Below are 15825 nucleotides of genomic sequence, written 5' to 3' on the forward strand. Positions count from 1 at the left end.
GAGGGAGATGTCACTCCCTCATTGATTACACTTCTCAGTATCTTTAAGTGTACTACGTCCAGTGTAACTAACTGATAGTGCAAGTCCTGATGTATTGCTACTATTGCAGTAAATAAACGTACCATTATATAACCCTGCAAGGTGGCCAAAACGGCGAAATACCACAGCATGGCGAGGATAAACTAATGTATCTCCACGCGCTGTTGAGTCAAATACACTTAACTTAACGTCTTTACCTGTAAAAATACCTACAGGGTAATAGTCTACAAATATCGTAATAGACTTATGCCAATCACGTTTGTCGCAACGGTCTTTGTTTAAGGGGCAAAGTGTGACAGTCGCATCATTAGCAACAGCTTTAATACGAGCAAAGTTAATTGCACGCCTTAATGCCTCTAACTTAAATTCAGCATTGTTAGCGCGTAACGACGAACTAAGAAATGGTAGCGTCAACGCGCTAACAATAAGAATAATGGTGATGCAAACTAAGCTTTCTAAAAGTGAGAAACCAAATTGACGACGCATATCCTTTGCCTCGAAATGATCATATAAAGGAGCGTAGCGTCACTATGGCTAAAAACAAGGAAAGTGAAAAGCTTTCAAGTTAACTGACATGATGTCTAAACAGAAAATAGGCTGCCTGGTTGCTTTAGTTGATTAACTCACTGTTTATTCCGAAATCAGGTTAATTACACTGATCCTCAGTATCGCCTCTATAGAGTGCTGTGCCAGCTTGAGACACGCTAAGTTGTTGATTGTTATCTTCACTGCCCGGACAATAGGTGAAATTACCAGTAGCTGCGCCACTAAGTAACCCACTAGAGTCAAATCTTAGGCGATTATCGCCAGAAAATACCATATTATCACTGGTATTCACGACTTCCATTACTCTGTGCAGCGTATCATTATTGTTAAATTGGCCGTCATTATTCCTATCGACAAAAACGGAAATTCGGTTTGTTGCCCAATCATCTGCACAAGCGAACGGAGCCCGGTTTTGTATACTTTCAGGGGGAGCTGGGCATAGAATGACAATCTCATCAGACGCTGTAGCTTTGACGCGAGCAAAGGCAATATTTCGCTGTAACTCCTGTAAAAAAGATTGCGCGCGGTCACGTTGCAACAGGTTGCCATCAAAGCTAAATGAAACAGCTAATACAATTGCTAAAATGGCAATTGTTATCATAAGTTCTAACAGGTTGAATCCCGCTGATTGTTTCATTACTGCCTCACAACCAAAAATTAACAATTTAATATTAGTATTATTGCGTGAAATCACCTCAACTTTCAATGTCTTTGTTTGCCTTGAACAGGTGTATTGTCTAAAATCGACGCTATACCAAAGGAATCGAGATAGTCATGAAGAAAATAGAAGCAATAATTAAACCGTTCAAACTAGATGATGTCCGAGAGGCGCTTTCGGATGTGGGGATCACGGGGATGACAGTGTGTGAAGTAAAGGGCTTCGGTCGTCAAAAAGGCCATACTGAGTTGTATCGTGGTGCCGAGTACATGGTAGATTTTTTGCCCAAGGTAAAACTTGATATAGTCACGGCAGACGAAGATGTTGATAGAGCCATTGAAGTGATCTTGAAAACAGCACAAACAGGCAAAATTGGCGATGGTAAAATATTTGTGACTGATGTTGAGCGTGTGGTGCGGATCCGTACCGGTGAAGAAGACGAAGAAGCGATTTAAGCCAGTGAGTCGGCTATTGTAGTGTAGTCAGTCGCGACCAGTATGTAGTCGCGACTGACTAGTATATCTATTTACTGCGTGGGTTAGCTGATTTTGCTTTTTTTACGTTTTCTGCAAGATCCTGTAACCCCAATTTACGGTAACTCTTTTCCATAATATCAAAAGCTTGTTTTAGGTAACTACTTTGAGAGTAGTGTTCCACAACATATTTACCTCGATTAGCTGCTGCAAGGTACGCTTCACGTTCAAAGTAATATTCAGCTACTTTTAATTCATAACGCGCCATTTTGTTTAATAGCCAGACGATGCGCTTTTTGGCTTCTGGTGCATAAGGACTGTTGGGATAGTTTTTAACGAGTGTGGTTAAATCTTGAAATGCTACACGAGTACGATTTGCGTCTCTGTCAGCCCTATCCACTCCAAAGTACTCCTGAAATGCGTTTTCATCAGCTTTGATGCTTACAAGGCCGCGCATGTAGTACATATAATCAAGATCTTTATGGTTTGGATTTAAACGGATAAAGCGGTCAATTGTCGCTAGTGCTTGATCTGTGTTACCTGTTTGGTAATAAGCATAAACTAAGTCCATTTGAACTTGTCTTGCATATGGCCCAAAAGGGTATCTTGCGTTAATTGCGCCAAGTAACTCAATGGCGCGTGCATAAAGACCTGAATCTAAAGTTTGCTTTGCATCTTCATACAGTGCTTGTGCAGATTTGTTTGGTACGCGTTCTATATCTTCTTGTTCTGGTGCGGATGAACAGGCTGCCAAACCTAAAACAGACGCGGCTAACGCCAGCCTAAAGGCGTGTGTCCTTAAGTTTTTAATCATTTTATTTTACTACCTTTGTTTTCTTCGGCTAGGCCAACTCGGCAAAACCGAGTAAACTATGCATTTATACGATTCTAACCCAGTCGAGCACGGCTTGCACTGGTAAATTAGGTAAAGTTTCAGATGTCAGAGCAAATTTCCCTCCAAGCGGAGGTTCCAGTCGAACTCGGTGGTAAACGTCTAGACCAAATATTGGCGCAATTGTTCCCGGATTTTTCTCGTTCAAGAATAAAAACTTGGATCCTTGAAGATAAGGTCACCGTCGATGGTGAAGTTTTCAACACGCCTCGTGAAAAGTTATTAGGTGGTGAAAGCGTCGCCATTGAAACGGTTATCGAAGCCCAGCGTGAATACGAAGCGCAAGATATAGACCTAGATATCGTCTATGAAGATGATGATATTCTGGTGATAAATAAGCCGATGGGATTGGTCGTTCACCCTGGAGCCGGTAACCCCGATGGCACAGTATTAAATGCTCTGCTGCACCATCACCCAGAAATTATTAACGTACCTCGAGCTGGTATTGTTCACCGTCTCGATAAAGACACGACCGGTCTAATGGTTGTGGCGAAAACCATTCAAGCGCAAACACATTTGGTGAAAAACTTACAGGCGCGTGAAAACTTCACTCGTGAGTATGAAGCAATTTGTAACGGCACCATGACAGCTGGTGGCATGATTGAAAAGCCAATAGGACGCCACGCTACAAAACGTACGCATATGGCGGTACATGAAATGGGTAAACCTGCTATTACGCACTACCGTGTTGCAGAAAAATTCCGTGCACATACTCGGCTTCGTCTGCGACTAGAAACGGGTAGAACGCACCAAATTCGCGTGCATATGGCATATTTAAACCATCCACTGATTGGCGACCAGTTGTACGGTGGCCGTCCTCGCCCACCGAGAAATGCCACTCAAGGGCTTACAGAGCAGTTAAGAGCATTTAAACGTCAGGCATTACATGCGATAAAACTTAGTATCGCGCATCCAATTACAGGCGAGATGATGACATGGGAAGCGCCAGTACCTGAAGATATGATAAATCTGGTGACGGCGCTAAGAGAGGACACCAAAGAAAACCCAGACTTGACGCTGTAAGATGCAGCTAGCTCAGTGGCCACTTTCTCAACTTGTTGGGACACTATCGACAACGCGCGAAGGTGGTGTTTCTCTACCGCCTTTCGACAGTTTTAATCTTGCCTCTCATGTTGGCGATAACGCCGAACATGTTGCAGAAAACCGTCGAATTTTGCATGGTTACGTTGCCAACCCCATTGTTTGGCTTGAACAAGTCCATGGCGCTGAGGTTGTGGTGGTTGATGAGCAGTTTGAGGCGGCGCAAGTCCATCAAGCAGATGCACTCTATACGCGCTTACGGCAAACGCCTCTAGCTATCATGACGGCAGACTGTTTGCCGATTTTGTTGGCGTCAGAAAATGGCGAAGAAGTAGCAGCTATCCATGGTGGCTGGAAGCCGCTCGCTGCTGGTATTATTGCAAATACACTTGCTAAGTTTCGTTGTGCCCCTGAAGAAATTCACGCTTGGTTTGGCCCTGCAATAGGACCTAATGCTTTTGAAGTGGGTGAAGATGTAGTAGCTGCGTTTGAAGCACAAAAAAGTACGGCCTTTAAAGCTACAAAAAAGGGTAAGTACCTTGGTAATATTTTTGCGCTTGCTGAAACACTATTGCGCCAACAAGGTGTTACAAAATGCTACGGCGAGAGACACTGTACAGTCAGTTTGCCTGAGCTGTACTTTTCTTATCGTAGAGACAACATAACAGGCCGTATGGCGACTTTGATTTGGCGCAAATAATCAGGTTAAATTATTACTTTAACGCTTGATCTTCGCTCCACTAATACCCATAAATAAGGTAATTCAATATTTTATATGGGTAAATAAATCATGCGTTTAGATAGATTTACAAGCAAATTTCAAGCTGCGCTTTCTGACGCGCAATCACTCGCGCTTGGGCGTGACCATCAATTTATTGAACCTGTTCATTTAATGTACGCTCTGCTACAGCAAAGTGGCTCAAGTGTACGAGCGTTATTGGCGCAAGCAGGTGTAAGCGCTGATGAACTCAATACCAAGCTATCTCAAGCCATTGAAAAATTATTTAAGGTTGAAGGCGTAGGTGGAGATGTCCAGCTTTCGAATAACCTGATTTCACTTATCAATCTATGTGATAAATACGCTCAAAAACGCAAAGATAAATATATTTCTAGTGAGCTTTTTGTTTTTGCGGCAGTTGAAGACAAAGGAGCTTTGGGTGAAATTTTCAAAACTTTGAATATTACCCAAGCAAAAATCGAGCAAGCGATTAAAGCGATCCGAGGCGGGCAGAAGGTTGACGATCCCAATGCAGAAGATACACGTCAAGCACTTGAGAAATTCACCGTTGACCTTACTGAGCGAGCCGAACAAGGTAAACTAGACCCGGTAATTGGTCGCGATGATGAAATCCGTCGCACCATTCAGGTGCTACAGCGCCGTACTAAGAATAACCCTGTACTTATCGGTGAACCGGGTGTTGGTAAGACCGCTATCGTTGAGGGACTTGCACAACGTATTATCAACGGTGAGGTGCCAGAAGGGCTGAAAAATAAGCGTGTACTATCACTGGATATGGGGGCGCTAGTCGCTGGTGCTAAATACCGTGGCGAATTTGAAGAGCGTTTAAAGTCGGTGTTAAACGAGCTTGCCAAAGAAGAGGGGCAAGTTATTCTGTTTATTGACGAAATTCACACTATGGTTGGGGCCGGAAAAACCGACGGTGCAATGGATGCTGGCAATATGCTCAAACCTGCACTTGCGCGTGGAGAGCTCCACTGCGTCGGAGCCACGACGCTCGATGAGTATCGACAATATATTGAAAAAGATGCTGCACTTGAGCGCCGCTTCCAAAAGGTATTTGTCGCAGAGCCAACCGTTGAAGACACTATTGCCATACTCCGTGGCTTAAAAGAGCGCTACGAACTTCATCATTCAGTCGATATTACTGATCCGGCGATCGTAGCTGCGGCGAACCTGTCACACCGTTATATTACGGATAGACAGCTTCCAGATAAAGCCATTGACTTAATTGATGAAGCCGGTTCATCAATTCGACTGCAAATAGACTCAAAGCCGGAGCAATTAGACAGACTTGAACGTCGTATTATTCAACTGAAGTTGGAAGACAGTGCACTGGCCAAAGAAAAAGATGAAGCCAGCCAAAAGCGTCGAACCGAGATGCAAGCACTCATCAATGAATTAGAAATGGAGTATCGTGAGCTAGACGAAGTATGGAACGCTGAAAAAGCCTCGCTTCAGGGTACACAAGTGATCAAAGCAGAGCTGGAGCAAGCGCGGTTAGATTTAGAAGTCGCGCGCCGAGCAAGTGATTTACAACGTATGTCTGAGCTGCAATATGGCCGTATTCCTGAACTAGAGCGTAAGCTTGACTTGGCATCCCAAGCAGAGATGCAAGAAATGAGTCTACTGAAAAATCAGGTTGGCGAAGATGAAATTGCTGAAATTCTCTCTCGCTGGACAGGGATCCCAGTGGCTAAAATGCTTCAAGGTGAACGTGAAAAATTACTCCAAATGGAAGATGAGCTGCACAAAAAGGTTATTGGTCAAGATGAAGCGGTGAATGCGGTTGCCAATGCTATCCGCCGCTCTCGAGCTGGGCTTGCTGATCCTAATCGTCCAATTGGTTCGTTTTTATTTTTAGGCCCAACTGGTGTTGGTAAAACGGAGCTAACCAAAGCATTAGCCAACTTTATGTTTGATACCGAAGATGCCATGGTGCGGATTGATATGTCTGAATTTATGGAAAAGCATTCGGTGGCAAGGTTGGTAGGTGCGCCTCCGGGTTACGTTGGTTATGAAGAAGGTGGATATTTAACTGAAGCGGTGCGTCGCCGTCCGTACTCGGTGGTGTTACTTGATGAAGTAGAAAAAGCTCACCCTGATGTGTTTAACATCTTACTGCAAGTCTTGGATGATGGTCGCTTAACTGACGGACAAGGGCGTACGGTAGACTTTAAAAACTCAGTGATCATCATGACTTCAAACTTAGGCTCAGATGTAATTCAAGAGCAGGCCGGTAGTAATGATTATGCCGTACTTAAAGAGCGGGTGATGGCAGTGTTGGCAAATCAATTTAGACCGGAGTTTATTAACCGGATTGATGAAACCGTTGTGTTCCACCCGTTAGTTAATGAGCATATTAAAGAGATAGCGAGTATCCAATTAGCGCGATTAAGCCAGCGCTTAACGCAAAGAGGTTTTGTGCTTGAACTAAGTGACGCTGCGCTTGATAAAATTGCTGCAAGTGGTTTTGATCCAGTCTATGGTGCGCGGCCACTAAAACGTGCTGTACAACAGTACATTGAAAACCCACTGGCACAGGATTTATTACAAGGTAAATTTGTGACAGGAGATACTATCAAAGTCGATGTAGTGGATGGCCAAATCGTTTTTAATCATTAACCGAGATTTGGATAAAGCATAAACTATCCAACACTAACAGTATACAAACGCGCTTGCTGGAGTAAGGCAAGCGCGTTTTTCATTGTTGTAAACTGCGTCTTCTTTCGCGTATTCTAAAAAACAACAAGCTCTCTCTAAAACTGAATCTCTTATGATAAATGAGTCAACTACTTACGGTGTTTATGAATTTGGTGATAGCAGCCAATTATGTCCGCTCACTCGTACTTTGCCAGCCCTTAACAACGGGCAGGTAGTGGTGAGGGTACTCAGCACTAGTGTTAATCCAATCGAGCTTAAAACAAGACAAGGCTTAGGCTATGTTGCAGCGCAAAAAGAGGCAGGTACCTTTCTACCTTTGGGGTATGACTTATTTGGCGAAGTGGTGGGAGTATCTGACTCTGGTACACAACTTCAAGTGGGTCAACATGTTATAGGCATGGTTGGTTTTGCAAACAACCCTGGTACTTACAGTGATTATGTGGTTGCCAATGAAACTGAATTATTAGCGGTTTCAGCGCAAGAAAATCTAGCGATCTCTGGTCTATGTTTAGCAGGCTTAACTGCAAAGCAAGCCCTTGATAAATTTTCCCAGTACGAGCGTCCCTTATATGTGTTGGCACCTACTGGGGGAGTTGGCCACTTAGCTATTCAATTAGCACAACTTCAAGGGCGTAACGTAATTGCTGTGTCCACTCGTCCAGAACACCCACTATTGGCTCAGCTAAATGTTACCGCGATTAGTTACGATGAATTTTATCAGTGTGATGTTGAATGCGACCTATTAGATTTGATTGGTGGTGAAATAGCACTACAGTGTTTGAATGCACTTCGCAGTGGCTCACAATTAGTTACAGTCCCCAGTGTGACCAAGGCACTTATTTGTGAGCAAGCCACGATAAAAGGGATAACGGCACAGGGAATGTTGGTTGCGCCTGATTTAGATGACCTGAAACATTTGTATCAGGCGTACCAAGCTGGCAAAATCAACATCAATGTGAGTCATTATTTTGATCTGGCAGACATTGCGCTTGCGCATGCTTATATGGAAAATGCGCAACATGTCGGTAAAGTTATTATTAAAGCCTGACCGTGGTGAGATAGGCAGTGATGGACAGTGAGCTTCACTCTTTTTATCAACACCCTTGGTATAAACTAATTTCGACCCCATAAACTTGAAATTGGCCTGTAGGTTCGAGGAAGAATTTTTGAAACAATTAGACTTAAACACTAAGCTGGATTTGTTGTCTGGCGGTGTACATCGCGGCGCTTTTAAGGGTATCAAAAGAGGTATCGAGAGAGAGGCTTTGAGGATCCAAGGGTCAGGAAAGATAGCAAAAACTCCACATCCAGAAAAGACTGGCCATGCTCTAACTAATGGTCATATTACCACGGATTTCTCTGAGTCCTTATTAGAGTTCATTACTCCAGTCAGTGAAAATCCTGAAGAGACGCTAGCGCAGTTGTCTGATTTACAGAAATTTACGCTAGCCAATATGGGCGATGAGTTATTATGGCCTTTATCTATGCCATGCTTCATTGAAGATGAAGAAGATATTGTGTTGGCGCAGTTTGGTACTTCCAACATTGGGAAGATGAAAACGCTGTATCGTGAAGGGTTAAAAAACCGCTATGGTAGTATGATGCAGGCCATCGCCGGGGTGCATTTTAATATCTCTTTTCCCGAGCAAGTATGGCAAAGCCTGCAATCCATATCAGAAGATAAACAAGCTCAGCAAACGTTTATCTCACAACAGTATTTAGGCTTAATTCGCAATTTTAAGCGTGAAATGTGGCTGATCAGTTATCTCTTTGGTGCTTCACCGGCGCTGTGCCCATCATTTTTGCAAGGTAAGAAAAGCGACCTACCATTTAAGACACTAGAAAACGGCGCTATTTACTTAGAATATGGTACTGCATTGAGATTAGGTGATTTAGGTTATACCAATAGTGCGCAAAGCTCGCTGAAAGTGATGTATAACGACTTGGATGAGTATATCGCTGGACTTAGAGAAGCGATTAGATGTCGCTCTGATTTATATCATGAGATCCCAGACTACCGTGCAGCAGAGCCAAAGCAGTTAAATCGTAACATTCTACAAATAGAAAACGAATTCTACTCGCCAATTAGACCAAAGCGTAATGCAAAATCGGGTGAAACGCCAACTCAGGCACTGGAACGTGGTGGTATTGAGTACATCGAAATCCGTGCTTTAGATGTTAACCCATTTGAACATACCGGTATTAGCCTTGAACAAATTCATTTCTTGGATGTTTTCTTAACTTACTGCTTATTAAAACCAAGTGCTGAGTTGACCTTTGATGCGCAAAAATTAGCAGGTAAAAACCTACGTCAGGTAGTAAACCAAGGGCGCTGTACTGAGCTTGAATTGGAAAGAGAAGGTGTACCAGTCACAGTAAAACAGTGGGGGTCAGAGATCTTCGCTGACTTGAGTCATGTCGCACAGATGTTAGATGCCAACAGCGGTAAATCTGTTTACGTAGAAGTGATTGAAAAACTATCGCGCGCGATAGAGACACCTGCACTGACCTTTTCAGGACAGTTGCTATCACAATTACAAAATCGAACCCTTGAACAGGGGTCAATGGGACTTGAGCTTGCAAACAACTATAAGCAACTGCATCAAGACGTAGAATATGGTTATTATGATGAAGCGGAACTTGCAGCATTTGCGCAGCAATCATTTGAGGATGAAGAAGCAGTAAGAGCTGGTGATACAGTTGATTTTACCAGTTTCTTAGATGATTATTTTTCTCGAGCATAAAAAAGCGCAGCCATAGGGCTGCGCAAATAAATTTCAGGGATGAAACAATGCTAAACTGCTGCATTCATAAGTTCAGACCAATGCAAATTGTTAAAGTTCATTAGGTTTCGAAAAAAATGCAAAAAAAATTAATTTTAGTTAGTCTTATTGCTGTTTTATCTGGATGTGCGACTGCACCACCAAAGCAACCTCATGATATTTGCAAGATTTTTGAGGAAAAAGAAGATTGGTACTATGACGCTCGAGATGCCCAAGAAAAATGGGGATCGCCCAAACATGTTCTGATGAGCATGATGTTTCAGGAAAGCTCTTTTCGTCATGATGCTGCACCTCCGATGGAATATTTCCTTTGGTTTATTCCCATTGGGCGTGCCAGCTCAGCTTATGGCTATTCTCAGGCCAAAACTCCCACCTGGTCAGACTATATTAGAGAAACGGGTAATTCTGGGGCAGATCGTGATGACTTCGACGATGCTATCGATTTTATGGCTTGGTTCGTTTACAAAACCAATAAAGTAAATGGTGTGTCTAAGTGGGATGCTTATGCGCAATATTTAAATTACCATGAAGGTTGGGGTGGCTATCGCCGTGGCACCTATAAAAAGAAAAAATGGCTCATGCAGGTCGCTAATAAAGTGAAACATCGCGCGGCAAGATACGCCGTTCAGCTAAAACGCTGTGAAGATGATTTAGATAAAAACTGGTTCGAAAGGCTATTTTCTTAGAGGCGTGTTTCCTTATTTTAGAAAAGGTGATAGTGCATACTTGGAGGCAAAATTTAAGTCAGCATATTCACTTATATTGTTTAATCCCTGCCGGTACGCTCGATAAGGTTCAATGAAGTGAGATAGAAAAAGGCTATCATTTCTATTTCACTTTGATAACCCTAAAAGTTATCTTGCTTTTTACATAATTCCTTATGATCCAGACGTTACAAATATTACTTCCTATAGATTTAAAGTATAATATTATGCCCAGTTAGCTTAATATTATGTGCAAATTACATTGATAAGTATTCTGATGAGTAACATATTCAACAGAAATTTGAAACTTTTGATATTAAAGAATATGTGGCAAAAACAAAAAGTTAACAATGCTGTAAAGCCAAGGACACAAAACAGCAGGCTCGCGCTCCTTCGCCGCCAGCTTTAGCCAACTATTAACCGCCGCTTTTAGGAGCGTTGTTTTCAATCGGGTTCTAATCATACATTCGAAAAACAAAAAGGCAGAAAAATGAAAAAAGTAGTATTAGCAGCAAGTATTTTAGCATTAAGTGCGTGTTCAACAATGCAACCGCCACGCTACGCTGTTTCTGTAGATAATATTCAAACTTTAAAAAGTCTAACGGAGATTAAAGGCGAATTTGCATCATTAAATCAACCTGCAAAATTTAGTTCAAATTGTCGTCTAATGGGGCCAATTGAACCTGCGGATGGTTTATCGATTCCGCAATTTATTACTAAAGCTTTCAATGATGAATTGAAGATGGCTGATAAATATTCAAAAGATAATGTTAAAATTACGGGTGATATTACAAAAATTGAATTTTCATCAATTTCAGGTTTAACCAGTGGGTATTGGGAAATTGGTCTTAAATTGAAATCAACGAATGGAACTAATTTAACTGTTAATAATAAATATTCATTTAAGAGTGGTTTTGACGCAATCACTGCGTGTAATGCTACAGCAGATGCCTTGTCCCCTGCAGTACAAGATTTAATTAAAGCAACAGTCAATCACCCTGAATTTTCAAAATTAATGCAAGAAAGCTAATAAGGTGCTCAAACGGAAAAATTACAGTTGGCTAGCGCTCCGGGCAGTTTAGTCGAACTGTATTTTTCCGCTTATCTTAGCGTTAGCTGTACAAGGAAAACCGAGTAGTGGAAATGTTCGTAGAAATTATCAAAAATATGTATGGGATATCACTGGCTGAGTTTGCAGTGATGATAGTAGATACTTTTACTTATTTAATTGCTCTTTTCATAGTACTCTTCGCATTTGTTAAGCTCGATAAAGTTACAAAAAGTAAGCATGCCAAAGGAGTTAAAATCTCTATTGTTGCTACAATTTTCTCTTCGTTTGTAGCGAGCTCAATTGTAGAGAATTCTGAAGAGCTTGGCTTAATTGAGGTTTCGGTATTTCTTATACCCTCTATTTTCACACTATTAGCCGCAGTTTGTTTTTATCGGTTTGCTAAAGAAGTTCTGGTAAAGTACAGTTAACAAAGCCGTTTACAGTAAGGGTTATGTTGTACGAAAAATAAGCTCAGAAATTAATATAAGATTAAATAAAAAGGAGCTTTATGAAAGAAGCTATGAATGAATTAAAAAATGAGGCAAAAGCTAAATTATTGTTTTGGAATAAGATTGACAGCAAAGCAATTAAGGTTGGTCTCGTATTTGTTTTTATTGGTTTAATCGCTTTAAAAGTGTTTACCACCGCACTTACTTTTGACTGGCTGAAAAATTTATTCGCTTAATTAACTCGTGGCTAAGTATGACATAACGAGCTGTTCAAGTGAGACTGCTAGCATTTGGTTCGGGTTCGCCTCGCTACACATTTTAGTCAAACATTATCAGCCCCGTAACAGGATGTCATGTTTCTAGGCAAATATACTCAAGCTTTTAGTTGTGCTTACATTTTAACAAGTTGGAATGTTGTGGCGTCTTATACCTTACATATTGAGCGTGAAAACCAAATCTCTGAGACCGAATGGCTCGCAATTTGTGAAAGTGACTCATCGTTAACGGTTCAGCATGTTGCTATAACCACGAACCCACAGACGGGAGAAGCTATTGAAATTCAAACACCAAACAGTTGCATCTGGACGAGCCCAATATTAAGAAGAAAGTACAACTTTAGTTATGCTAATGGCAGTATCACCTTCGGTAGCGATAAGGCTCAAATTAAAAAAGCTAAAAAACTAGCTCGGCTACTTAGTGCAAAAGTCATTGGTGATGAAGGCGAAGAATATTAGGAATATAAAAAGTTAATTAAAAAGTGGACGTAAAACCGTAGGCTTGCGCTCATTCTTTGCGTTGTAAAGCCAGCTATTTTACGCCATTTATTAACGCGTCAGTACTTACTCAAAGGAATAAGCATGATTAAAATACTTACTATTACATTCCTTATAATTTCATTCGCTTGCCCTGCAGTTGTTAAACGACATGATGTTCAGCCAGAAATGTATGAAGTTAAAAAGATCCCTGATTTTTTTATTGATATGCCGCATGAAGGAGCTGCTGTTCTTATTGATAAATACTGGTTGGTCACTGCTGCGCATGTAGTCTTTTACGATTATCACGATAAACCTATAATGCTGCACGGCGTAGAAAATAGAATTGAAAGGGTTATCTTTCATCATGGATACAAAGAAGATCCAGGTAATTGGGGGCCAGGAGCTGCTAAGCCATTAATAGATTTTTTGAGCAGTCGAGATGATATAGTGCTACTCAAATTAGCTGAACCAGTTGAACACTTAAAACCTATATCTCGATACTATGATAATAAAGAAATAGGTGAGGAAGTCACGATATTTGGTAGGGGAGCAACTGGCACAGGTCTGACGGGAGAAATATTGACAACTAAAGTGCCTTCTCTTTGGGAAAGTATTTCAAACACGATAAGATCTCCGTTTACAGATCTAGACGAAACTCAAGCTAATAGAACACTCAATAATTATAAAAATATTATAGAGTCAGCAAATGAAAGCTGGCTTATGTTCCGGTTCGATAAAGCTGATGATGCACTTCCTCTAGAAGGAAATGTTGGTTCTGGTGATAGTGGAGGTCCTGCAATTATGATACGAAATGGCATACCTTTGCTGATCGGATTAGCAAGCTGGCAAGAGTACGAAGGTGATTTAGAGGGGTATGTCGGAGGAAAGTATGGCGCCGTTTCCGTATTTGTCAGAATTTCGTCATACAATCAATGGATCGATAACACAATCTTGGCATACAGAAACAAAACCTAGCAAGGGTTTTTAAGTTGGACTCGAAACAGTTTGATCTGTTTCATTTCATACTTTGACAAGCTACTACTTGCCGCTTAAAGCGGCGTTAGGATTCTCTTTATGATAAAAATGCTACGTATGAGTATTTTATCTCTTCTGTTTGTACCTCTCACTCCATTTGCTAATGGGTTAGAAATTCAAAATATGAAAACAGTCAACTATCGAGATGCCATTTCATTTCAAATCCTCACGAACTGGGAAGTCTAGGACGAGTTTGGCGTCCAGGGCACATTTTATGAAGACCTGCCTGATACTGGGACTTTAAGGATTAGCGTATTTGAATTTACCAGCAATTCTGAGGAGGAAAGAAATACAAAAATAAGAGATACTTACTTCCCGGCACTGTTGAAATGCTCATTACAGTTACAGCACTGAATTAGAGCTTGTTGACACACCATGAGAACTCTAACAAGTGGCTGAATAGAGATTATCAGAGCAAGTCATGTCTCTGCCTTAACAACTGTCACGCTATACTCAGTTAACTCGTTAGTCACGAGTTACTTTACAAAAAATAGCGATTAATTAGCCTAAATGCGTTCATTGTAGTGATTAAGGTGATGTGGTATTGGTATTGGTATTGGTATTGCGAGCGTTACACCTTGGTTGGGCCTTTTGACTTCCTGCAGTAATGGCTTTTGATAGTATGGTAACAAAGCCTAGCAGATACAGCTAAGTACAAATAAGGCGAGCTAACTAGCTCGCCTTTTAGTATTAGCTGTGTTTTGTTGTTTCAGTCTCTAGTGAGACCTTTACTTGCTTAATCATGTTCTCTTTGATCTCAACCACTTCCATACGATAGTTGTCGACACGTAAGCTTAGCGGGGCATCAGGAATGTCTTCGAGGTACTCGACAATCAAGCCGCTTAGGGTTTTAGGGCCTTCTGTAGGTAAGTCCCAATCCATCTCTTTGTTTAAGTCACGAATGTTGACACTGCCTTCTACCATTACTGTGCCGTCGTGTTGCATGTTGACGTCTTCACTCGGTGCACGCGTCTGCGTTGTCGTAAAGTCGCCCACAACTTCCTCAAGTATATCCTCAAGCGTTACTAAGCCTTGAATATCACCATATTCGTCAACCACAAGCCCGATGCGTTCTTTTGCTTCTTGGAACTTGATGAGCTGAGTATTTAACGAGGTATTCTCTGGGACATAGTAGATTTCTCGCACTGCTCGCAGTAGCGATGGCTTATCAAATTGTTCTTTGGTCAGTAGGCGTAGTGCATCTCTGGCATGAATAAAGCCTACTGCATCGTCAATTTGGTCACGGTAAAGTAGTACACGAGTGTGTTGAGCATTGGTTAACTGACGGGCAATGTCTTTCCACTCGTCGTTAATATCAATGGCATTGATTTCACTTCGTGGGATCATGATGTCTTCCACAGTAACATGATCTAAATCGAGAATAGAAGTCAGCATATTTTGGTGGTTGGAAGGCAACATTGCACTGGACTCATTCACCACGGTTTTTAATTCTTCTTTACTGAGACTATGCTCTTCAATTTCTTGTGGTGTGATACCAACCAAACGTAGCATGCCGTTGGTGATCCAATTGGTTGCAACAACCAAAGGGAATAGTACTTTCAATAATACTTTAAGAATAACAGAGCTAGGGAATGCGACTTTTTCTGGATATAGCGCAGCTAATGTTTTTGGTGTGACTTCAGCAAAAATAAGCACCACAAGTGTAAGACCGAAAGTCGCGACAGCAATACCCATGTCGCCATAAAGGCGTAATCCGATAATTGTTGCGACCTGAGCGGCGGCTATGTTGACAAGGTTATTTCCGATCAGGATCAGACCAATCAGTCTGTCTGGACGGTTGAGGAGGTTACTTACACGCTTCGCGCCACGGTGATTCTCTTTTTCAAGATGTCGCAGGCGAATACGGTTGATTGACATGATACCGGTTTCTGAACTAGAAAAATAAGCCGACATCAAAATGAGCACACCGAGTATAATAAACAAGGCGCTGGTCGATATGTCTTCCAACAGTGGATCCCTTTTTTACTTACGAAAG

General features: G+C 41.6%; 18 protein-coding genes. 14 read left to right on the forward strand and 4 right to left on the reverse strand.

The window, feature by feature from the left end; translation table 11 throughout:
- Positions 1 to 18: 18 nt before the first annotated feature.
- On the reverse strand, positions 19 to 525 hold the full coding sequence (locus D9603_RS11300; protein ID WP_128731384.1) for a type II secretion system protein: 507 nt from the start codon (positions 523 to 525) through the stop codon (positions 19 to 21).
- A gap of 160 nt (positions 526 to 685) precedes the next feature.
- On the reverse strand, positions 686 to 1222 hold the full coding sequence (locus D9603_RS11305; protein ID WP_225740684.1) for a GspH/FimT family pseudopilin: 537 nt from the start codon (positions 1220 to 1222) through the stop codon (positions 686 to 688).
- 137 nt (positions 1223 to 1359) lie between these two features.
- Between D9603_RS11305 and glnB the strand changes: the two genes are divergently transcribed.
- Complete coding sequence (gene glnB / locus D9603_RS11310; protein ID WP_010371023.1) at positions 1360 to 1698, forward strand: nitrogen regulatory protein P-II; 339 nt, start codon at positions 1360 to 1362, stop codon at positions 1696 to 1698.
- Between the two features lie 67 nt (positions 1699 to 1765).
- On the opposite strand, the gene D9603_RS11315 is transcribed toward glnB, so the two are convergent.
- Entirely contained in the window at positions 1766 to 2530 is a 765-nt protein-coding gene (locus D9603_RS11315) for an outer membrane protein assembly factor BamD (RefSeq protein WP_128731386.1), read from the reverse strand.
- Positions 2531 to 2653: 123 nt separating this feature from the next.
- On the opposite strand from D9603_RS11315, the gene rluD reads away from it, so the two are divergent.
- The 13 genes from rluD to D9603_RS21645 all read left to right on the forward strand — a co-directional run bounded on the left by rluD (position 2654) and on the right by D9603_RS21645 (position 14015).
- Entirely contained in the window at positions 2654 to 3631 is a 978-nt protein-coding gene (gene rluD / locus D9603_RS11320) for a 23S rRNA pseudouridine(1911/1915/1917) synthase RluD (RefSeq protein WP_128731387.1), read from the forward strand.
- Position 3632: 1 nt separating this feature from the next.
- Complete coding sequence (gene pgeF / locus D9603_RS11325; RefSeq protein ID WP_128731388.1) at positions 3633 to 4349, forward strand: peptidoglycan editing factor PgeF; 717 nt, start codon at positions 3633 to 3635, stop codon at positions 4347 to 4349.
- A 90-nt stretch (positions 4350 to 4439) separates the two neighbouring features.
- Positions 4440 to 7013 carry an ATP-dependent chaperone ClpB gene (clpB, locus tag D9603_RS11330; RefSeq protein ID WP_128731389.1) on the forward strand — a complete coding sequence of 858 codons (2574 nt, stop codon included), beginning with the start codon at positions 4440 to 4442 and terminating at the stop codon, positions 7011 to 7013.
- Between the two features lie 151 nt (positions 7014 to 7164).
- Positions 7165 to 8100: a zinc-binding dehydrogenase gene (locus D9603_RS11335; protein WP_128731390.1), complete on the forward strand. Its 936-nt coding sequence runs from the start codon at positions 7165 to 7167 to the stop codon at positions 8098 to 8100.
- A gap of 118 nt (positions 8101 to 8218) precedes the next feature.
- Positions 8219 to 9796: a glutamate--cysteine ligase gene (gene gshA / locus D9603_RS11340; protein ID WP_128731391.1), complete on the forward strand. Its 1578-nt coding sequence runs from the start codon at positions 8219 to 8221 to the stop codon at positions 9794 to 9796.
- Positions 9797 to 9912: 116 nt separating this feature from the next.
- On the forward strand, positions 9913 to 10521 hold the full coding sequence (locus D9603_RS11345; protein ID WP_125254238.1) for a hypothetical protein: 609 nt from the start codon (positions 9913 to 9915) through the stop codon (positions 10519 to 10521).
- A 32-nt stretch (positions 10522 to 10553) separates the two neighbouring features.
- The gene (locus tag D9603_RS11350) at positions 10554 to 10637 is read left to right on the forward strand and encodes a transposase (protein ID WP_241651644.1); all 84 of its coding nucleotides are present in this window, start codon (positions 10554 to 10556) and stop codon (positions 10635 to 10637) included.
- Positions 10638 to 11029: 392 nt separating this feature from the next.
- The gene (locus tag D9603_RS11355) at positions 11030 to 11569 is read left to right on the forward strand and encodes a hypothetical protein (RefSeq protein ID WP_128731392.1); all 540 of its coding nucleotides are present in this window, start codon (positions 11030 to 11032) and stop codon (positions 11567 to 11569) included.
- 113 nt (positions 11570 to 11682) lie between these two features.
- On the forward strand, positions 11683 to 12018 hold the full coding sequence (locus tag D9603_RS11360; RefSeq protein ID WP_128731407.1) for a hypothetical protein: 336 nt from the start codon (positions 11683 to 11685) through the stop codon (positions 12016 to 12018).
- Positions 12019 to 12098: 80 nt separating this feature from the next.
- Positions 12099 to 12275: a hypothetical protein gene (locus D9603_RS21830; RefSeq protein ID WP_170178643.1), complete on the forward strand. Its 177-nt coding sequence runs from the start codon at positions 12099 to 12101 to the stop codon at positions 12273 to 12275.
- 180 nt (positions 12276 to 12455) lie between these two features.
- The gene (locus tag D9603_RS11365; protein WP_170178644.1) at positions 12456 to 12773 is read left to right on the forward strand and encodes a hypothetical protein; all 318 of its coding nucleotides are present in this window, start codon (positions 12456 to 12458) and stop codon (positions 12771 to 12773) included.
- Positions 12774 to 12896: 123 nt separating this feature from the next.
- Entirely contained in the window at positions 12897 to 13769 is an 873-nt protein-coding gene (locus tag D9603_RS11370; protein ID WP_128731394.1) for a trypsin-like serine protease, read from the forward strand.
- A 99-nt stretch (positions 13770 to 13868) separates the two neighbouring features.
- Positions 13869 to 14015: a hypothetical protein gene (locus D9603_RS21645; protein WP_161972737.1), complete on the forward strand. Its 147-nt coding sequence runs from the start codon at positions 13869 to 13871 to the stop codon at positions 14013 to 14015.
- 504 nt (positions 14016 to 14519) lie between these two features.
- Here D9603_RS21645 and D9603_RS11375 read toward each other — a convergent pair.
- Positions 14520 to 15797 (reverse strand): HlyC/CorC family transporter, encoded by a 1278-nt coding sequence (locus tag D9603_RS11375; protein ID WP_128731395.1) that lies wholly within the window; start codon positions 15795 to 15797, stop codon positions 14520 to 14522.
- Between the last annotated feature and the right edge of the window lie 28 nt (positions 15798 to 15825).

It is taken from the genome of Pseudoalteromonas sp. PS5 (assembly GCF_004103255.1).
GTDB classification, from domain to species: domain Bacteria; phylum Pseudomonadota; class Gammaproteobacteria; order Enterobacterales; family Alteromonadaceae; genus Pseudoalteromonas; species Pseudoalteromonas peptidolytica.